Here is a 19,192-nt window from a genome sequence, read left to right as displayed (position 1 = left end):
CCTACCGAAGGATCGTATCGGCGATCAGCGCCGCAAGGACACGGCCGGGCCCTATACGCCGTTTCGAGAATCTCGCCCACCGAAGGGGTGGGAGCCGATCGTATCGGCGAATCCCGGTTGCCTTACTGCGTGATCTTGCCCAGGTTCTTGTCGAACAAGTCACCGTCCAGGTCGTTGGTCAGCGTATAGAGCGTGTAGCGCTTGTTCAGTCGCGCACCGCCGTCACGCTGCAGCGGCTGCCATAGCAAGGTCGCGCGATTGCGGGTCGAACTGGGCAGCAGCATGTCGAACGGAATCGACACGTAGATGCCCTTGTCGAAACTGCCTTCGCCATATCCCGCCGCGCCGGACTTGTTGGTCACCGTGGCATACGCTCCCATCCGCGCGCCGTTGGCGAACTGCCGCGACACGTCGATCGTGGTGCCCCAATCGCCGGCCAGGTAGCGGCCGACGCTCACCGCCACCGTCACGTTGTGGAAGCCGGTGTCGAGGTAGCCCGTCGCCTGCCCCGTGATGACGTGGTAATGGCGTAGCGAGAAATCCTGCTTGAACCCACGCTGCCGAACCCAGTTCACGTCGGCTCCGAAGGCCCAGCGTTCGCCGAAGGGGCGATAAAGCACCTCGCCGCCCGCCCCGGCGTACATATCTTCCAGCAGGCCGGCGTAGGCCAGGCCATAGAGGTCCTGCCCCAGGTGGCGCGTGCCCGTGAGCTGGACGTTGGGGAGCGTCACGTCGGAACTGGTGAGGTATTTGCGGATGTCGGTGCGTACGCGCGGCAGCTTGCTCGGCGCGTCGTACCTGAACTGGTCGTAGTTGTTCTTGATGTTCACCGCGAGCACGCCGTCGAGCCACAGGTTGCGGGTGATGTTGAACGTGGCCGACCCCGCCCCGTAGACCTGGTAAAGCACGAAGGCATCCGGCCCGCCGACGTTCTGCTGGTAGCCCAGCGACACGCCGCCCGTCAGTCGCTTCAACGGGGCCCGGTAAAGGATCTCCTCGTCGCGGGCGGTCACGGGATCCTGCTCGATGCTGCGCCGGAAGGTCGGCAGATCGATGCGGTGGTCGAGCAACTCGATGAACTTCGGCCGGTGCACGCTGGTATCCACCGTATTCAGCCCATTGCGCTCGGCCGAAACGGTGACCCAGTCGACGCTGCCGTCGAGGCGGTTGTCCACGATGCGCGTCGCGCGGCCCACCCCTTCGGAGGTATAGAAGAACCGGTTCTGCTGTCCGTGGATGACCAGTTCCGAACCACGGCGACGGATGCTGCTCACGTCGATGCCCGCGTTGGTGCCGAGGCGCCTGGCCACGTCTTGCCAATCGACCTGCTCCGGGGGACGCCTGTCCGTAGGTGTTTCCACGGGCGTCGAGGTGAAGGCGACCGGTTCGGGCGGCGGATCGAACGACTTCGGCGGATCGACGTGGGTCGCCAGGTTGGCGTGCAGGTTCAACGCGGCGGTGGCGACCTTGCCTCGCTCGTAGCCGAGGGTGAGATCCACGTTGTGGTTGAGGCGAAACACGGCGCCGAGATTCACCGGCCAGCGCTGCGGCTGGTTGTTTTTCTGCGGCTGGTGCTTGTAATCGTTGCCGTCCAGTTCGGCCTTTAGCACGAGCCAGTCCCACGGCGAGCGATATTCCACGCCGCCGAAGAAGCCGGGGCGGCCGCGCAGGAACTTGTTGATGCTGAGCGCACCGGTCTGCGTACCGTTGCTCGGTCGCGTGCTGAACCGGTCGCTGATGATGTTCAGCGGATTGGCGATGTCGCCGCGGTTGCCGATGTAACCCCAGGCCAGGCCCAGGCTGAAGTCCAGCGGCCCCACGCGCTTGCTCGTGACGATGTATTCGCTGGAGAACAGACCGGTGCCGCCGATGTCCCGCGTACCCACGGAAACCGCGGGCCACCAGCGGGTTTCCTGCCAGAGCCTGACCTTGACGTCGATCGACTTGTCTTTGTAGGTCTGGTCGCCGCTGAGCGAACGCGGGCCGTACAGGCGATTGCTCACATTCGTGTAGCGAAACGAGGCTTCGAGCCAGGGAATCGGCTGCAACGAAACATTGTAATTGGTATAGGGCGTGGCCCGGCTGAGCACGAAACTGAACTCGCCCTCCCGGGCCATGCGCGCGGTCGGCGTCTGCAACAGGCCCACGCCGCCGAAATCGCTTTGCGTATAGGTTTCCTGCGCGGAAGCCGCCATCGCGAATCCGCCGGCCCATAGGACCCACCCCGCGCGACGACACCCTCGCCACACCCGCCGCCGCACTAACGCGCTCCCTCGTCGAGCAACTGGGTGGCGAGGAAGCCCGCGACGTCGCGATTGAACCGGCCGTCCGTGGCGCCGGCGATGGCTTTCTCGGCGAAGGGAACGTAGATCCACGCCCCCGGTGCCAGAACCCTGGCGGCGTCGCGATTCCACAAGGCCACGTTCTGCCTGAACACCATGCCGTCGGGCTGCACGACGTAGATCGCGTCCGGATCGGCCGCTGGCGATCGAGGACAGTCGGCCAGGTAACGCCGCGCGTCGCGCGTCGCGACCTGGGGCAAGCGGCAGGGTTTTTCGACGGCGCCGACTACGCGGACGTTCGTCGGGCGTCGGGGATAGAAAAGGCGGTCGCCGTCGTGCACGGGCCAGTCTTCCGCCGGCGTGACCTCGAGACGGGAAGGATCGAGCGTCACGCCCGTGCGGCGTCCCGTAACCGGCAGGCCCGCGAACCAGCGCTGGAAGGCGGCTCCCGCATCGGCCATGGCATCGTCGCCCGAGGCCATCGCCGCACGACGAATCGCACCGAGCTCGTAGACGACGCCCGCACGCAGGCGAAGCTGGTCGCGCTCCAGTTCAGGCCTCAGCCACGCCGCTCCCAGCAGGTAAGCGTCGAGGTCGACATGCGCGGCCAGGGCCACCGTCGAAAGCCTCGCGTCGGACGGATAGACGGCCGAACCGGAACGAGCCACGGACCCTTCGGCCGAGACGCGCAGCGACGCGGACTGCGCGAAGGCGGCCGACGCCGACAGCAGGAGCAGCAGGCCGCTCCAGCGACGTGCCCGCGTCACGGGGCCTTCTCCCGATAGGGGCGCAACTGGATCGTTTCGACGGGATAACCCGGTGCGACGTACTGCCTGCTCTTCCAGATGAAGCCGTCGACCGGATCGATCCAGTAGCGGTTGGTCAGGTCGACACCGGGGCCCGAAAGACGCTCGTCGATGCGACGAAGCCGGCGCACGGTACCGAGGATATCGATGTCTTCCGTCGCACCGGGGACGAGATGGGCCTGCAGGACATAGCCGTAACGATAGCCGGGCGACCAGTCCATGCGCCTCGGATAATCGATGGGAGCCGTGACGTGTTGCAGCCCCTCGTGAAATGGATCGCGTTGCGTAAAGGCGGAATCGTCGAGGTTCTGCGGCAGGCCCACGGTCTTCACGATGAGGCCGTCGCGCGTGACGACGATATCGTCTCCCGTGCCATACCAACCGAGCCTTCCCTGCTCCGTCTTGGCGAGAATCAGGATGGCCTCGCCGCCCGGCGTGTTCACCTGGAGCTGGTAATACGGGCTCGACGCGACCGATTCCGCCGTCGGATCGACCCGTTCTCCGTGCACGGCGAGACGGATCGACTGAAGGCTGCCGCGCGATACCGGCGAACACCCGGCGAGCGTGCACAGCGCCAGTGCCAGTCCACCGGGCCAGAAACGCCATGGCGCGACGTGCGCGCGTTGATTTTCGTCGGGCCAAGCCAAGATCAGTGATCGGTCCGGTAGGTAAGGTGTCTAGCCCCTGGGCGGGGCGTGCAAGGACTGCACTGATGTGAACGTGGCGTCGACGGAAAGTCGCCGCACGTCCTGTTGAACACTACAGGATCGAACCGGACTGAAAACTGACTGGCATCACGCCACGCGACTAGAGATACGGCAGCCAGCTGTTTACGCTTTCGTCGATCAGCTCGTAGACATGTTCGAAGGCGGGACGCTGCTGGCGATAGGGATCGGGAATGCCTTTCCCGCCGAGCCATCGATCCATCATGAACACCTTTCCGCTCGACTCCGGCGCGATCCGGCGAATGGCGTCGACGTGCGACCGTTCCATGGCGAGCACGAGGTCGGACTCGCGAAGCAGGCGGGCATCGAGTTGGCGTGCGCGATGCGCTTCGCCATCGATACCGTGCTCGCGAAGCAACGCCAACGCGGTGGGTTCGACCGGATGTCCCACCATCGCGCTCAGTCCCGCGCTGCCGATGCGGGCGCGATCGCCGAGGCGGTGGCGCAGGACATACTCCGCCGTGGGACTGCGGCAGATGTTGCCCACGCAAACGATCAGTATCCGTTCGAACATAGGTACTGCGATACTCCCGGTAAGTCTTCGAAGAATCCAATGATCACGACGAACATCATAACCAGGCCCGCCGCATGACGATGTGGCGTCTCGTCACGGCCCTGGGCGACAGCGCGCTCCTGCTTCCCCTCATTGCCTGGGTGGCGATCTACCTGGCCTGGATCGATCGCCGGACTCGTGACGCGCTTCGCTGGTTGGCGGCCGCGATCGCCTGCGGTGGCATCGTGGCGCTGTCGAAGTTGCTGTTCATGGGCTGGGGCATCGGCCCACCCGGGCTCGACTACACCGGATTCAGCGGGCACACGGCCCTTTCGCTGCTGGTATGGACGTCGACAGGTGCGCTGCTCGTTCGCGGTCGCTGGCGACCTGCCGCGATCGTCGCGGGGCTCCTCGTCGGCATCGGGGTGGCGATATCTCGGCTGGCGCTGGAGGTGCACAGCGTGTCGGAGGTGCTGCTCGGCGCATTCACCGGAGGCCTCTCGGCGGCATGGTTCATCGGCGGCGCACCGGCTTCGCCCGACGTATCGCCATCCCGGCCATGGATCCTGGCCATCGGCGTCGTCGCGATCGGTCTGCTCTGCTACGGACGGGTCTTTCCCTCGCAGCATCTGTTGCAGGACGTGGCGAAGGCATTGAGCGGACGCGGGCACGTCTTCGTTCGACACGTATCGCGGTAATCGGGCCGGCGCCGTTCGAAGCGGATTTTCGCCGAAAACGCCATGCCTTCCCCTGGCCGCGCGGCAATGGGGTCAAGACGCCCGCCGCGGCCTGTGCCACCATCCGCCCATGCAAGGTTCCGAACTGTCCCAAGGCCGCAGGGGTTCGCCACGCGGACACCCGTGGCGCATGGCCCGTGTCATGCTGGCCATCGCCCTCTGGCTAGCGATGCCTTTGGCGGCATCCGCCACGGAGGAGGCGCACCCCTCGTCCACCCTCCTCCACACGGCCTACCGTCGCGAGGACGGTGCTCCCAGCGGCGTGTCCTTCATCGCGCAGACCGAGGACGGGCAACTGTGGTTCAGCACCCGCACCGGCCTCTACCGCTACGACGGCTTCGACTTCACGCGGATCACCCTGCGGCCGCCCGGCTCGCCGCGCACCGATGCCACCTGGGCCCTGTATGCCGCCAAGGGCGGGGACCTCTGGGTATCCCAGGCCAACGGTGGGGCCGTACGCCTGCGCCAGGGCACCCTCCAGCGCTATGACGAGGCCGATGGACTGCCCGCCAACATATCGATCGACGCCTTCGCGGGCGATGCCGACGGCCGCATATGGGCCAATGCGCGCGGCGTGCTGTACCGGTACGACGGACAGGCATGGTCGCCGGCGCCTTCGTCGCCGCCCGACGTGATCGACCTGATCGAAGACCGCCAAGGTAACCTCTGGGCGTCGTCCGGCACGCAGTGGTTCGTGTTGCGCCCGCATGCCGCGGCGTTCATGGCTTCGGGCGTCCATTTCGACAAAGAGTCGTACCTGCTGGACGACCCGTCCGGCCGTTTGTGGATGCTGGACGAAAAAGGCGCGGCGCCGCTCCCGGGCGAATGGGGACGGCCGCATCCGCCTGCGCGCGCCCGCCGCGCCAACAGCGCGACACGCTTCATCGACCGCGCCGGCGCGCTGTGGACGGTCGCGTGCAAATCGGGCCTGTGCCGCGACCTCGCGTTCAGCCTGCATGGATCGGCCTTCCGCCCATCGGAGTCGTTCAGGGACGCCAACGACCTGCCCGCGCTCGAACTGTCGTCGCAGGCGGTCATGACCGCGCTCGAGGATCGCGAAGGCAACGTATGGCTCGGCACCAAGGGCGGCGTCGATCTACTGCGCGAGGGCGCACTGACTCGGATCAACCTTCCCGCGTTTCCGCTCTATTTCTCGCCGTTCGAGGATGCCCAGGGGCGGATGTGGACGGGTACCGACAACCATAATCCGACGCCCGACCACCTGTGGAACCTCAGCGGCACGCCTTCGGCCCTGCCAGGATTCGACGAGGGCCTCACGATGGCCTACACCGATTCGCGGGGAGGCACCTGGTTGGGCGGGCATGGCCGCTTGTGGCGCATGAACGACGGCAAGATCGAGGAAACATCGTTTCCCGCCGCGAAAAGCGGGGCACCCGGCGTCGTACAGGCCATGGGAAGGGACGCCACGGGTCGCCTCTGGCTGAGCGTGGCCTTCCAGGGACTGTACCGCGCGGATGCCGGCGGCCCGTGGATCTCCGCCGGCGACGAACTGCCGCCGGGGAGCCCGATGGTGATCCACGTCGATCACGATGGCATGGCCTGGTTCGGCTATGCCGACGGCAGCCTCATACGTGCACAGGGCGACACCTTTCACCGAGTCCTCCCCGGACCCAACCTGGAGATCGGCGCCATCACCGCGATCGACTCCGTCGAAGGATGCGTCTATGCCTCGGGCGAACACGGGTTTGCCGTGATCGACGGCGACCGCGTCGAGCGCATCACGACCTCTCCCGCCGGCGTACTGGAAGGCGCCACGGGTATAGGCACTCGCTCGGACGATACGATCTGGGTGAACGCCGAATCGGGCATCGCATGGCTCGCCCATGCCGACATCCAGCGCGCACTCCGCGACGGCAGCCGGCATGTGGACGTGAATCTGCTCACGGCCGATGACGGCGTCACCGACGGCGTGCAGACCGTACGGCCCTTGCCGACCCTGGCCGCTACCCGCGACGGAACGCTATGGTTCGCTCGCGCCGAAAGCCTGCTTCGTCTCGACGCCGGCCGTCTGCCGCCCATGCCTTCCCCGCCGGCCACCGTCATCCGATCGGTATCCTCGGTCAACCAGAATTTCCCCCTCGACGACATACGCCTCGACCCCGCGCATCGCGACTTCATCGTGCGCTACGCGGCGATCGCTCCGGGGCGTCCCAGCGGCGTGCGTTTCCGCTATCGCATGGACCCGGGCATGACCATCTGGACGTCGCTCGATCGCCAGCGAGAGTTGCGCTATACGCAGATGCATCCCGGCGAATACCACCTGACGGTGGAGGCGTCCTACGACGGTCGCCGCTGGGGCCGGCCCGCCGAAGCCGTGCTCACCGTGGTGCCCACGTTCTTCGAAGGTCCGTGGTTCAAGCTGCTGTGCGGCATGATCGTGGCACTGGCGATCTGGCTGGCCCATCGCCTCCGCGTGCGCGGGCTGACCCGGCAGCTTCGCGTCCGGCTTCGCGAACGCTACGAAGAGCGCGAGCGCATCGCGCGCGAATTGCACGATACCCTGCTGCAGGGGGCACAAGGGCTCGTCCTGCGCTTCCAGGCCATCGTCGACCGGCTGCCGGACACCGACGGCGGGAAACATTCCCTCGAACAGGCCATCGACCGCGCCGAGCGATTGATCGTCGAAGGGCGCGATCGCGTGCAGGACCTGCGCGAACACATGCCCTACGCCGGCACGCTGGCCGACCGCCTGCGACGCTACGGCGACGACCTGGAAAACCTCGGGGTGCAGATCGTCACGCAGACGCGGGGCACGCCCCGCGCGCTCGATCCGCTCGCGGAAGACGAGCTCTACTACATCGGCCGCGAGGCCCTGCTCAACGTGCAACGGCATGCCGACGCACGCAGCGTGACCATCGAGATGATATTCACCTCACGGCTGTTCACGCTGGTGATCCGCGACGACGGCAAGGGCATCGACCCCCGATCGACGATGGGCAACGACGGCTCGCGCCATTGGGGCCTCACCGGCATCCGCGAGCGTGCCCGCCGCATCGGCGGCCAAGCGGATATCCATCCCGGCGCGGACAAGGGTACCGAGCTGCGCATCGGCATTCCCTCGTCGCGCGCCTATCGACGCGACGCCTGATCAGCGACGCAAGGGCCCGTGGCAAAGGCACTCGCCGTCGTCGTCGGCGTGGCCCAGCAAGCCGTCGAGCAAGGCCGCCGAAGGCGTCCACTCGCCGATGGCGGGATGGATGAGCATGGCCTTGCGGGCACCCAGCCGCCGGCGGTCGAGCACCGACGCGATGGCGGCGCGCTCGTAGGCCTTCACCGAGCGTACCAGGCCGTTCACCGCGTCGGGCAAGGGATCGACCGGGCGCGGCACGATGCCGTCGAGACCGATATCCGAGGCAATCTCGACGATATCGTCGTGCGGCAGGTCGGGCACGGCGCCGCGATTGCGCGTGTTCACCACGATGCGCGCGGGCTTTGCCCCGGTGAGTGCGCTCATCACGTCGATGGCGATGCGGTGGTAACCCGTGGCCACGCGGAACGGATCGCCCTGCAGGCTCACGCCCTGGTCGAAGGCCGAGCCGCCTTCGGCTTCCAGCTTCATGTACGAACCGGAGCGCTGGTTGAGGTAGGCCGCGTAGATGTCCACCGCGCCGTTGCCGTCGCCGGCATCCAGGCGCGAGGTGAGCGCCGCGAGCAGGTCGTCGTTGAGGCGCTGGATCTCGGCGCCGCGGCTTCCGCCCTGGCGACGCTGGTTTTCCAGCGCGCGCGACCGCTCGTAGTAAAAGAACAGATACTCGGTGGGAATGAGCCGCAAGGTGCGGATCATGTCGAAGTCGAACAGCGGCGCGAGATAGAGCTGTCGCAGCAGCCCGTCGCTGGCCAGCAGGCGGTCGATGACTTCTTCCCCCCGCACGCGCACGCTGCGCACCCATCCCAGGTGGTTGAGGCCCACGTAGTCGCACTCCACCTCGTGCGCCGGTTCGCCCAGGGCGTGGGCGATGTTGTGGAACAGTTCCGTCGGCGTGTCGCAGATGCCGACGATGCGCGCCTTGCTGTGGTCGCTCACGGCCTGGGTGATGAGTCCGGCGGGGTTGGTGAAATTCACCAGCCAGGCGTCGGGGCTCAGCCGTTCCACCAGGCGGGCCTGCTCGATCGCCACCGGAATCGTGCGCAGCCCCATCGCGATACCGGCGGGCCCGGTCGTTTCCTGGCCCGGGTAGCCGTGCTCGATGGCCACGCGTTCATCCGCGGCGCGGCCCGCGATACCGCCGATGCGGATGCTGTTGAGCACGAAGTCGGCACCCTCGATGGTGTCTTCCAGCGAAGTGGCGCCGCGCAGGCGAAGCTCGCCGCCGAAGCGCGACACGATGGCCTTGCCGAGGTCGACCATGATGCGCAGGCGTGCCGGGTCGGGGTCGTAAAGCACCATCTCCGCGGCGCCGAGGTCCTGCATCGCCTCGTTCACGCCGAATACCACCAGCGGCGAACGCACGCCGCCTCCGCCGACCAGGGCGATCTTACGGTCCATACGTCTGTTCACGCAGTGTCCTCAATTGAAGGGAATCGGGTAGCGCCCGCAAGGCACCGGCAGCGGTCGTGCATAGCGCGCCGCACACACAGGCACGCTCCACGCAACGACCGAACGGCGCCTCGTCGAGCAAGGCATCGATGAGACCGGCGTCGAAGGCATCGCCTGCGCCGGTAGTGTCCAGCGCGTCGACGCGTGGCGCGGCGATGCGGCTGACGCCGTCGGCGTCGACCACCAGCGCGCCCTCGGCACCGAGCTTGAGCACCGCGCGCGGAAGGCCTTCGGCCCACGCCCACGCGGCATATGCGTCCGGGTCGTCCTCACCGCACAGCAGCGCGGCTTCCTTGCGGTTGGGCAGCAGGTAATCGATCTCGCGGCAGGTCTCGAGATGGCGCGGGTCGGTCAACCACTCGGGCGAATAGCCCACGTCGAGCGAGGTCGTTCGACCGGCCTTGCGAAGCTTCGGCAGCAGTTCGGCGGCGATATGCCGCGGCAAGGGCATGGCGAAATGCACGTGCCTCGCGGCAAGCAGGTCGGCGAGCACGGCGGAGTCGTCGAGCAGGTCGGCCAGCCCCTTGTTGGCACCGGGCCAGGTGAAGAACGAACGGTCGTCGCGGGTGGACACGCTGACCGTGATGCCCGTGGCCTCGGCGCCGAGGCGGATGCCTCCCATGCCGACGCCGAAGTCGCCCAGGCGGCTTTCGAACCAGTCGAAATCCGCGTCGCCGATGAGGCCCACGAGGCGCACGCGCCGCCCGAGCCGGGAAAGACCGCAGGCGGTGTTCACGCAACCGCCGCCGAGTTCACGCACGTAGTGCTCGGCAAGCACTTCCTCACCCGGACCGGGCCAGCGCGCGAAGCCGGTGAAGACGTGGTCGGCATAGATCTCGCCCACCACCGCGACGTCCCACGACGTCATGCTTTCGGGAATGGCCATGATCGGGTACTCCGTGCCTGCCAAAGAAAAACCAGGGTGCCGACGACGACCGCGCCGACGCCCACGGCGATCGAGCGCGTACCGCTCGTCGCCACGATGTAGAGCCAACCCACGACGCTGACCACGATGGGCAAGGGATACAGCGGCATGCGGAAGACATCCGCACCGGGATGCCGGCGGCGCAGGATCACCACCGCGAAACACTGGGCGATGTACTGGAACAGGATCTGCACCACCATCAGGAGGGCGATGAGGCTTTCCAGCGAAAGAAAACAGGCCAGCGCCGAGGTGACGCCCACGAACACCAGCGACACCGTGGGAAAGCCGTCGCGCGGGTGCAACCGCGCGAACGGCTTGAAGAACTGTCCCTGCGCCGCGGCCGCGTACGGCACGCGCGAATACCCCAGCAGCACCACCAGCGCCGAACCCCAGCTGGCCAGCAGGATCAGCAGCACCGCCAGGGTGCCGCCCGTGCCGCCGTGGATGGCCTGCATGAAGTCGGCCACCACGAACTTCGACGACGCCGCCTTCTCCCAGGGCAGCACGCCGAGGATGGACAGGTTCAGGCCGAGGTACAGCACCGCCACCAGGGGGATCGACAACAGCACGGCCATCGGGATGGTGCGACGTGGATTCTTCACCTCCCCGCCCAGCATGCATACGTTGTTGTAGCCGCCGTAGTCGTACACGGCGATGAGCGCGACCGCGCCCAGGCCGAGCCAGAAGCCGTGGGCATCGTCGTTGCGCGCCTGCATGAAGTGCGCGGCCGTCGCGCGGTCGAAGTGGGCGATGCCGCTACCGACGATCCAGACGCACGCCACGGCGACGATGAGGCTGATGCCCAGCGACAGCTTCTGGATGTCGCCGACCTTGCGGTAAAGCACCGCCGTGTTGAACAGGCACAGGCCCGCCGCCACCAGCACCCTTCCCGTTTCCCCCAACGAAGGCAGGAGATACCCCGCGTACTGCGCGAAACCGACCGCCGCCGAACCGATCGACAACGGGGCCGTCAGCAACGTCTGCCAGAGGTACAGGAAACCGAAGAGTCGGCCGAAGCGTTCGCGGCCGTATGCCTCGCGTAGGTAGTGGTAGGGGCCTCCGGATTCCGGAATCGTCGATCCCAGCTCCGCCCACACCATGCCGTCGCACAGGCATAGGAGCGCCCCCGCGATCCAGCCGAGGAACACCGAAGGACCGGCCAGGGCGGACAACGCCAACGGAATCGTCACGAACGGCCCGATGCCGATCATGTTGAGCACGTTGGCGGAGAGTCCGCCCCATAGACCGATGGCCCGTGGAGGCGCCGTGCGGGCGTCCACGGAGGCCTTCATGCGCATGCTCCGTGCAGATCGTGACGTCGCATCGTCAGAACGCGTACTTGACGGTGAACAGCGTGGTCATGCCGGCATCGACGATGTCGGAATTGACCAGGCTGTTTCGACCGATGTGCGACCAGTACTGGTAGTTCTTGGTGAGGTTGGAGATCTGCAGGTCGAACTGCAGGCCGTTGGCCATCGCATAGCCGGCGTGCAGGTCGACGCGGCGGATCGGACGGATCCACAGGTCGTCCCACGGTCCTCCCTGGTTGAGGAAGTCGTACGTGGAAATATACGAGCCGGTGTAGTGATAGCTCAGGTTGACCGAGAAACCGTACTTCTCGTAGAACAGCTCGGCGTTGGCCATGGTTCTCGGTGCGGCCTGCAGCCTCTCGTTGGAGAAGCCGGGGATGCCCAGATCCACCCGCGAATTCTGCCGCGTGGCATTGACGCTGACGCCCAGTCCGTCGAACGGTTGCGGCAGGAACTCGAACTTCTGCCGCGCCGTCATTTCCAGGCCATGGAGCGTACCGTCGCCGCCGTTGGTCGGCGTCTTCACCAGCACGGTACCCGCGCCCTGCGTGTTGGGATTGGCCTGGCCGCCGCCGCTGTCGTAGATGTAGTCCTTGAGCTTCTTGTAGAAGCCCGAGAACGAGAAGAACCCGCCATGGCTGGTCGTCCACTCGGCGGCCAGGTCGACGTTGGTCGCCTTGATCGGGTCCAGGTCCGGATTGCCGCGGGTGATGGTGGTGACGCCGTCGGACACGTTGATCTGCGATCCGCCGCCCAGCTGCACGAAGGCGGGACGCGTATAGCTCTGCCACACCGCGAAGCGGTAGACCGCGTTGGAGGTGGGACGCCAGTTGACGAACAGGCTTCCCAGCGGCTCGTTGTACACCGTGTGGTTGTTGTCGAAATAGCCCGGCTGCTCGTTGCCGTCCGCGTCGTGCGGCGTCGTCCAGAACGTATTGCGGATGGACGTGTGCTCGAAGCGCACGCCGGGAATGATCTCGACGTCGCCCGTGTTGACCGTCGCCATGGCATAGGCGGCGCTCACTGCCTCGGTGCCGCGCATGGTGTTGCAATTGAGGTTGTTGAAGTCCAGCGAGCCGCAGGTATCCAGGTCCGAATCGAGCAGGTGGTCCTGGATCAGGTTCGCCACGGCGGCGCGACTTACCTTCGGCGTATACCAGGGATATTTGCCCGGGAAGATCGACGAATAGCCACCGTCGAAGATGCCCAGGTCACCCAGTGTGGTCACGCCGTCGTTGATGCCCGCGGTGGACCAGTCGCGATTGGTGAACTGGCGCGAGCTGTCGCTGTACTTCACGCCGAACTTGATCGACTGCAACGCGCCGTCCTCGAAGTCGTAGCGCAGGTCGAGCTTGGCACCGCCGCGCTTCTGGCCCGAACGGATGCGCGTGACTTCGCCGTAATCGTTTGCCCACATCCCGGCGATGTTATTTACCGAATTGGCCAGGTCCGGGGTCAGCTGCGGGTACGGGAAGTGGCTGCCGCCGTAACCCAGCAGGGAGGACTGGTTATAGGCGAAGTTGTCCTGCGAATACTTGTCTTCGCGCCCGTCGATCTCCACGTGCTCGGGACGATCGTTGCGGCCGATGCTCCAGAACACGTTGGGCGAAATCGTCCAGCCGCCGGCGGTCTTGTCCGCGCCGAACTGGATGGTGGCGAGGTCGGCCCGTTCGGGATTGGTCTCGAACCAGAAGCGGTTGGCGATGCGACCGATGTTGGGCGCGTACACTCCCGGCGTGGCCGTCGGCACGTAGGTCACGTCGGCGGGCAGGAGCTGGTTGTACGTGGTGTTCTGCTCGGTGAGCGCATACGCGTAGGTCATCTTCGCGTAGGCATGCAACGTCGGGTCGACGTTCCAGTCCAGCGACACGTTACCGCCGTAACGACGCTCGAAACCGGAAGCGATGCCGGCATTGGCGCCGAGGCTGGTCAGGTTGCGCGCCGGATCGTAGCCGGCCGCGTTCGAACCGTCCGCGTTGGCATGGGCGAACGCCCAGGAACCGTCGTTGGACGCGCTTTCGGCGGCGCCGACCTCGCTGTTGGCGATATTGCGGTAGTCGTAGTAGCCGCTCGCGTAGATGCCGAACTGCTTCTCGCTGCCGAACTTCGACTGCAGCTCCGCGGCGAGACCGCCGCCCAGGCCACTGTCGCCGTAGTCGCGGGCGCGGCTTTCCACGCGGCCGCTGGCGGTCACGCTGCCGCTGAAGTCCTTCTTGAAGTCGAACGCACTGGGCGTCCTGAAATCGATGGTGCCGCCGATGGCGTCGCCGTCCATCTCAGCGGTGGACGTCTTGTTCAGCACGATGGTCTGCAAGCCGGAGGGCGGCAACAGACTCAGTTGCACGCTTCGGCTATACGGCATGCCTTGCGCGACGTTGGCGCCGTTGATGAGGTTGACGTTGTATTCCGACGGCAGGCCTCGCACCGAGGCGAACATGCCCTCGCCGCGCGCGGCACCATCGATGCCGCCGAAATAGCCGGTACCCGTCGTGGTGACGTTGACGCCCGACATCAGGCCCAGCGCCTCGGCCACGTTGTGGACGGCCGTGCGCTGCAGGTCCGACGCCGAGAGCACGTCGACCGTGTTGGTCGAATCCATGCGCAGGTTCGTCGCGTCGTAGCGATTGGCCACCACGCTCATCGCCTTCATCTGCACGGCCTTGTCGGCCGTCGGCTTCTGATCCTTCCCGGCCGGCGCCGCCGCGGGCGCGCTGTCCTGCGGCGTCGTCTGCGCATGCAGCCCGCCCATGCCGAGCGCGGCACACACGGCCGCCACCATCGCCCTCTTCGTCAGTACGTATCGCTTGTCCACGTCTTGCTCCCACCCCGAAAGTGTCGTCGAAGGCGCCCGCGGCGAATGCCACGTGCGTCATGTCACCGGTCAGGCGCCACGACGACACGTCGGTTACCGTACGGGCAAAGCCCGGACGAACACGCACGCGCCCCAGGAGGCGTACCGGTCAGTTGAATCGTCGGTTCAGAGGGAGGAAGGCGGCGGCGAATAGCCGGCGACGCACTTGCCGCGCGAGCGCAGCGCGCTCAGTTTGGCGCGGGCGAGGATGGGCATGCCGTCGGCCATCACGTGCACGAGCGAAAACCGCGCACCGGCGCAGCCTGCGATATCGCTATGTGCTTTCGGGCGGCTCATGTGCTGTCCGTGATCGCGGCTGCTGATGGAGTCGGACATACCCCGCATGCCCGACGACGTGCGCGAAAACGGCGTCAAAGCCGCCGCGCCGACCAACGTATACCGCACGATTTTTAACCCGTCAACGGCACCCGGCACGATCATTTTTCGTTGCTGCACGGCAGCATGGGTCCAGAGGTATGCCGAATATGTGCATATCGCGACGGCCACTCTCAACGGTTCGCATGAATCTGCTGCGACGCAGGATGACACGACGACGCCACTCCGCTCATCCTCACCGCGCGATGCGGAGGGCATCGCCTTTTGAATGACTTGCGGGGAATACCTGATGAATCGATGCCATCCGACGCGGAAGGTTTCCGCGCGCGTGCCATGCCTGCGTCCGCTCGCCGCGAGCCTCGCGGCCCTGCTCCTCGCTACCGCTATCCATGCGCAGGAAGCACCGCCGGAAGCCGCCCCGCCAAAGAAGCCGGCCAATCCGGACAGCGCGAGCAACCTCGACGCCGTGGTGGTGACCGGAATCCAGGCGAGCATCCAGAATTCGCTGAAAGCCAAGGAAAACTCGGACAACATCATCGAGGCCATCTCGGCCGAGGACATCGGCAAGCTCCCCGACAGCAGCATCGCGGAAAGCCTGGCGCGTTTGTCGGGCCTGGCCACGCAACGCGTGGACGGCCGCGCCAACCAGATCTCCATCCGTGGCCTCGCGCCCGACTTCGCCGGCACCACGCTCAACGGCCGCGAGCAGGCGACCATCGGCGAAAACCGTGGCGTGGACTTCGATCAATATCCTTCAGAGCTGATCAGCGGCGCCGCGGTGTACAAGACCCCGGATGCCAGCCTCATCGGCCAGGGCCTGTCCGGCACCGTCGACCTGCACACGATCCGCCCGCTGGACCTGGCCAAGCCGGCCATCGCCGCCAACCTTCGTGGCGAAACGACCTCGAACGGCAGCCTCAACCATGGCAGCGGCGTGGGCGACGCGGGCCACCGCGCCAGTTTCTCGTACATCGACCAGTTCCTCGACCATACGCTGGGCCTGGCGGTGGGTTTCGCCCAGCTCGATTCGCCGGTGCAGGAAAAGCAGTACCAGGCGTGGTGGTGGAACGTGAACAACGGACCGAACGGCGCGGACCAGATCCAGGGCGCACCGCATACGCCGGGCATGCCCGACGATACGCTTGCCCAACAGGGCATGCAGTTGAGGGCCAAGTCCGAGAACCAGCTTCGCAACGGCCTGATGACCGTGCTGGAATGGGCTCCCGACGATCATTACCACTCGACACTCGACCTCTACTATTCCACGTTCGACCAGAAGACCTATCTCAATGGCGCGCAATGGTCGAGCAGTTCGTACGACCCCGGCATTTCGTTCTCCAACGTGGGCGTGTCGCCTGGCCAGCCGTTCCCCATCGCGACCAGCGGCCACATCGACGGCCTGAAGTCGGTCCTGCAGAACGATTACACGCGCGAACACGACAAGCTTTTTTCGGCGGGCTGGAACAACCAGTACGACTTCGGCAACGGTTGGTCGCTCACGGGCGACCTGTCGTACTCGATGGCGAAGAAGCGCCTGCACGATGCCTATCTGTTCGCCGGCCTTCCGGGCCAGGCGACCTCGTCGACCGATTTCTTCACCCGGCGCGATTACGAATTCCCCCGCTTCTACCCGGGCACGGATTTCTCGGATACATCGATCATCCAGTTCACCGACCCCAATAACTACGGGTATGACGGCCGCGAGGAATTCGACAAGCAGCGCGACACGATCAAGGCCGTGCGTTTCGAGGTCAGCCATCCGGTCGGCTGGATCTTCAGCGACTTCAACCTGGGCGTGAACTACTCCGACCGCAAGAAGAACAAGCAGGCCGACGTGTTCTTCGCCTGGCTCAACGGCAACGGCTCCACGGACGATACCTACCTGCCCGGCTTCGGTGCGCCCATCGGTTCACCACGCGGCATCACCGACCTCAGCTACGGCGGCATCGGCCCGATCGTGAACTACGACGTGCTGCAATCGCTGTACAGCCAGTACTACCTCACCCAGCGCAACGGCCAGTCGGACTGGAGCCGCAACTACACCGTGCGCGAGAAGGTGCCGGTGGCCTACGTGAAGTTCAACATCGATACGACCCTGGGCGACGTCCCGCTGCGCGGCAACATGGGCGTGCAGGTGGTGCGCACCGACCAGTCGTCCGAGGCATTGCAGACCAACGGCGATGCGCTGGTGGGCCGCATCTCCGACGGCGTGAAATACACCAAGGTGCTGCCCAGCCTCAACCTCGCCGCCACCATCGGCGACAAGCAGTACCTGCGCTTCGGCTTCGCCAAGACGATGGCGCGTGGCCGCATCGACGACGAAAAGGTGGCGACCTCGGCCGGCGTGTCGCTCCAACAGGACGGTCCCGCCGCCGGGCAGGTGCTCTGGTCGGGTAGCGGCGGCAATCCGCGGCTCAAGCCGTATATCGCGGTCGGTACCGACCTGTCGTGGGAGAAATACTTCGGCACGTCGAGCTACGTGGCGGTGGCAGTGTTCAACAAGAACCTGCTGAACTACATCTATAACGAAACCACGCTCGACTACGACTTCTCCAAATACGTCAACGACAACCCGACGCTGGTGCCCACCAGCCCCTACGGCTCCTTCACCATGCCCAAGAACGGCACCGGCGGCCGCATGCAGGGCCTGGAGCTGTCCGGCACCTTCGAAGGCGGCCTGCTGACCCGCGCCCTCGATGGCTTCGGCGTGCAGGCCAACTTCTCGCTGACCAACAGCACCCTGCCGGTGAGCGCCGTCTCGACCATTCCCGGCAGTCCGTCCACCCTGCCCGGCCTGTCGCGCAAGGTGGCCAACCTCGCCTTCTACTACGAGAAGTACGGCTGGTCGGTACGCGTGGCCGAGCGTTATCGCTCGTCGTTCACCGGCGAAGCGGTGGCCCTGTTCGACCAGCTCGGCTACACCAAGGTGCTGGCCGACAAGCAGACCGACTTCCAGCTCGGCTACGCCTTCGAGCATGGCCCGATGACGGGGCTGTCGATCCTTCTACAGGTGAACAACGTCACGAATTCGCCGGTGAAGACGGAGCAGATCTCGTCGTTGCCGAACAACGAGAAGATCGGCCGGCCGCTGGAATACGACACGTTCGGGCGAACGGTGATGTTCGGGGTGAATTACAAGCTCTAGAGCCGAACAGCCGTGCGGCAAACCTTACCTCACGCGGTAGGCACCGGCCTGCGCCGGTGCGAAGCGAGGGATGGATACGCCGAGATGCAACGAGATGTCACCGCCTGCGATAACGCGCGGGCGTCTGCCCCATGGCGCGGACGAATGCCTTGCCGAACGCCGATTCGGAACGGTAGCCGACGCGATCGGCGATGGCACCGGCGCTGAGGTTGGTACGGCGCAGGAGTTCGCCCGCCAGGTGCATGCGCAGCAACGTGAGCGTCTCGTGCGGTGCCATGTTCGCCCTGGCTTCGAAATGGCGGGCGAACGTGGCACGCGACATCGCCGCGTGTTCGGCCAGCGACGACACCGTCCACTCGCGCTCGGGTTCCTTCATCATGGCGGTCACGGCGCGGGACAGGCGCGGATCGGCGAGGAGCGCGAGAAACGACGGCAGGGCCCGTGCGTCCTCCAGGTGTTCGCGCAGGGCGAACACGAACAGCGCCTGGGTCAGCGCCGTTACCACGGCCATCGCGCCGGGTGGCTGCCTCGCCACTTCGTCGCGAAACACCGCCACGATCCCCGACAGCGCATCCAGGCCATGCGTCGTGGACAGGTTGACCTGAAGCGCGGGTGGCAACGGCTCGAAGAGCCAACGGGATACCTCCGGCGCGAAGAGAAAGCGACCGCACAGGATATCGAGCGACACGTGCTCGCCGTTGCGTCTCACCGGCATCAGGCCCGAGGTATCCAGCGCCATCGTTTTGCCGGACGTGGCGCCTCCCGCATCGACCACCCGGTGGCTCGCGCCGTGCGGCATGACGACGAGATCGCCCGCGTGCAGCTCCACCGGCGGCGATCCGGGCAACTCGATGCGACCGGCACCGGATAGCACCAGATGGAACGGCGCCTCGCCCGACGGCAGCGGATCGTGATCGATATCGAAGGCGCCGCCGACCTGGCAACGCAGATCGAGTACGCCCTGCATGCGCATCAGCTCGAGGACGCGAGTCAAGGCATCCATGAATATCCCGGAGGATGGGAG

Annotated in this window: 14 protein-coding genes; 4 read left to right on the top strand and 10 right to left on the bottom strand. The window is 66.0% G+C overall.

Features of this window, described 5'->3' with window-relative positions:
- Nucleotides 1-122 precede the first annotated feature (122 nt).
- The 4 genes from JNG39_RS05965 to JNG39_RS05950 all read right to left on the bottom strand — a co-directional run bounded on the left by JNG39_RS05965 (nucleotide 123) and on the right by JNG39_RS05950 (nucleotide 4,327).
- Nucleotides 123-2,195 (bottom strand): YjbH domain-containing protein, encoded by a 2,073-nt coding sequence (locus tag JNG39_RS05965; protein ID WP_368310240.1) that lies wholly within the window; start codon nucleotides 2,193-2,195, stop codon nucleotides 123-125.
- A 65-nt stretch (nucleotides 2,196-2,260) separates the two neighbouring features.
- Nucleotides 2,261-3,049 carry a capsule biosynthesis GfcC family protein gene (locus tag JNG39_RS05960; RefSeq protein WP_368310239.1) on the bottom strand — a complete coding sequence of 263 codons (789 nt, stop codon included), beginning with the start codon at nucleotides 3,047-3,049 and terminating at the stop codon, nucleotides 2,261-2,263.
- A complete protein-coding gene (locus tag JNG39_RS05955) occupies nucleotides 3,046-3,735 on the bottom strand; it encodes a YjbF family lipoprotein (protein ID WP_368310238.1) in 690 nt (229 codons plus the stop codon). The genes JNG39_RS05960 and JNG39_RS05955 overlap by 4 nt, the downstream gene beginning before the upstream one ends.
- Nucleotides 3,736-3,895: 160 nt before the next feature.
- Nucleotides 3,896-4,327, bottom strand: a complete 432-nt coding sequence (locus JNG39_RS05950; RefSeq protein ID WP_368310237.1) for a low molecular weight protein-tyrosine-phosphatase — start codon at nucleotides 4,325-4,327, stop codon at nucleotides 3,896-3,898.
- Between the two features lie 74 nt (nucleotides 4,328-4,401).
- Here JNG39_RS05950 and JNG39_RS05945 point away from each other — a divergent pair, with 74 nt between their 5' ends.
- Together JNG39_RS05945 and JNG39_RS05940 are read left to right on the top strand one after the other, a co-directional pair.
- On the top strand, nucleotides 4,402-5,004 hold the full coding sequence (locus JNG39_RS05945; protein ID WP_368310236.1) for a phosphatase PAP2 family protein: 603 nt from the start codon (nucleotides 4,402-4,404) through the stop codon (nucleotides 5,002-5,004).
- A 169-nt stretch (nucleotides 5,005-5,173) separates the two neighbouring features.
- Nucleotides 5,174-8,152 carry a two-component regulator propeller domain-containing protein gene (locus JNG39_RS05940; protein ID WP_368310235.1) on the top strand — a complete coding sequence of 993 codons (2,979 nt, stop codon included), beginning with the start codon at nucleotides 5,174-5,176 and terminating at the stop codon, nucleotides 8,150-8,152.
- On the opposite strand, the gene JNG39_RS05935 is transcribed toward JNG39_RS05940, so the two are convergent.
- From JNG39_RS05935 to JNG39_RS05915, 5 genes are all read right to left on the bottom strand, one after another.
- Complete coding sequence (locus tag JNG39_RS05935; RefSeq protein WP_368310234.1) at nucleotides 8,153-9,562, bottom strand: 6-phospho-beta-glucosidase; 1,410 nt, start codon at nucleotides 9,560-9,562, stop codon at nucleotides 8,153-8,155. It abuts the gene before it with no gap.
- Complete coding sequence (locus JNG39_RS05930; protein ID WP_368310233.1) at nucleotides 9,540-10,487, bottom strand: carbohydrate kinase family protein; 948 nt, start codon at nucleotides 10,485-10,487, stop codon at nucleotides 9,540-9,542. The genes JNG39_RS05935 and JNG39_RS05930 overlap by 23 nt, the downstream gene beginning before the upstream one ends.
- A complete protein-coding gene (locus JNG39_RS05925; protein WP_368310232.1) occupies nucleotides 10,466-11,818 on the bottom strand; it encodes an APC family permease in 1,353 nt (450 codons plus the stop codon). Before JNG39_RS05925 ends, JNG39_RS05930 begins: the two co-directional genes overlap by 22 nt.
- 34 nt (nucleotides 11,819-11,852) lie before the next feature.
- On the bottom strand, nucleotides 11,853-14,648 hold the full coding sequence (locus tag JNG39_RS05920) for a TonB-dependent receptor (RefSeq protein ID WP_368310231.1): 2,796 nt from the start codon (nucleotides 14,646-14,648) through the stop codon (nucleotides 11,853-11,855).
- Nucleotides 14,649-14,813: 165 nt separating this feature from the next.
- Nucleotides 14,814-14,984 (bottom strand): hypothetical protein, encoded by a 171-nt coding sequence (locus JNG39_RS05915; RefSeq protein ID WP_368310230.1) that lies wholly within the window; start codon nucleotides 14,982-14,984, stop codon nucleotides 14,814-14,816.
- Nucleotides 14,985-15,030: 46 nt separating this feature from the next.
- Here JNG39_RS05915 and JNG39_RS05910 point away from each other — a divergent pair, with 46 nt between their 5' ends.
- Nucleotides 15,031-15,291, top strand: a complete 261-nt coding sequence (locus JNG39_RS05910) for a hypothetical protein (RefSeq protein WP_368310229.1) — start codon at nucleotides 15,031-15,033, stop codon at nucleotides 15,289-15,291.
- 21 nt (nucleotides 15,292-15,312) lie between these two features.
- Nucleotides 15,313-18,168 (top strand): TonB-dependent receptor, encoded by a 2,856-nt coding sequence (locus JNG39_RS05905; protein ID WP_368310228.1) that lies wholly within the window; start codon nucleotides 15,313-15,315, stop codon nucleotides 18,166-18,168.
- Between the two features lie 97 nt (nucleotides 18,169-18,265).
- On the opposite strand, the gene JNG39_RS05900 is transcribed toward JNG39_RS05905, so the two are convergent.
- A complete protein-coding gene (locus JNG39_RS05900; protein WP_368310227.1) occupies nucleotides 18,266-19,171 on the bottom strand; it encodes a cupin domain-containing protein in 906 nt (301 codons plus the stop codon).
- Nucleotides 19,172-19,192: the final 21 nt, after the last annotated feature.

The sequence above is a fragment of the Luteibacter sp. CQ10 genome (genome assembly GCF_040900725.1).
Lineage (GTDB): Bacteria > Pseudomonadota > Gammaproteobacteria > Xanthomonadales > Rhodanobacteraceae > Luteibacter.
This window is presented reverse-complemented; position numbering and strand designations above follow the sequence as displayed.

What these genes read in the sequence shown, in the direction of transcription:
- JNG39_RS05910 (WP_368310229.1), top strand. Translation starts at nt 15,031, where the DNA reads ATGCCCGACGACGTGCGCGAAAACGGCGTCAAAGCCGCCGCGCCGACC.
- JNG39_RS05945 (WP_368310236.1), top strand. Translation starts at nt 4,402, where the DNA reads ATGACGATGTGGCGTCTCGTCACGGCCCTGGGCGACAGCGCGCTCCTG.
- JNG39_RS05900 (WP_368310227.1), bottom strand. Translation starts at nt 19,171, where the DNA reads ATGGATGCCTTGACTCGCGTCCTCGAGCTGATGCGCATGCAGGGCGTA.
- JNG39_RS05925 (WP_368310232.1), bottom strand. Translation starts at nt 11,818, where the DNA reads ATGAAGGCCTCCGTGGACGCCCGCACGGCGCCTCCACGGGCCATCGGT.
- JNG39_RS05940 (WP_368310235.1), top strand. Translation starts at nt 5,174, where the DNA reads ATGGCCCGTGTCATGCTGGCCATCGCCCTCTGGCTAGCGATGCCTTTG.
- JNG39_RS05905 (WP_368310228.1), top strand. Translation starts at nt 15,313, where the DNA reads ATGAATCGATGCCATCCGACGCGGAAGGTTTCCGCGCGCGTGCCATGC.
- JNG39_RS05930 (WP_368310233.1), bottom strand. Translation starts at nt 10,487, where the DNA reads ATGGCCATTCCCGAAAGCATGACGTCGTGGGACGTCGCGGTGGTGGGC.
- JNG39_RS05915 (WP_368310230.1), bottom strand. Translation starts at nt 14,984, where the DNA reads ATGAGCCGCCCGAAAGCACATAGCGATATCGCAGGCTGCGCCGGTGCG.
- JNG39_RS05950 (WP_368310237.1), bottom strand. Translation starts at nt 4,327, where the DNA reads ATGTTCGAACGGATACTGATCGTTTGCGTGGGCAACATCTGCCGCAGT.
- JNG39_RS05965 (WP_368310240.1), bottom strand. Translation starts at nt 2,195, where the DNA reads ATGGCGGCTTCCGCGCAGGAAACCTATACGCAAAGCGATTTCGGCGGC.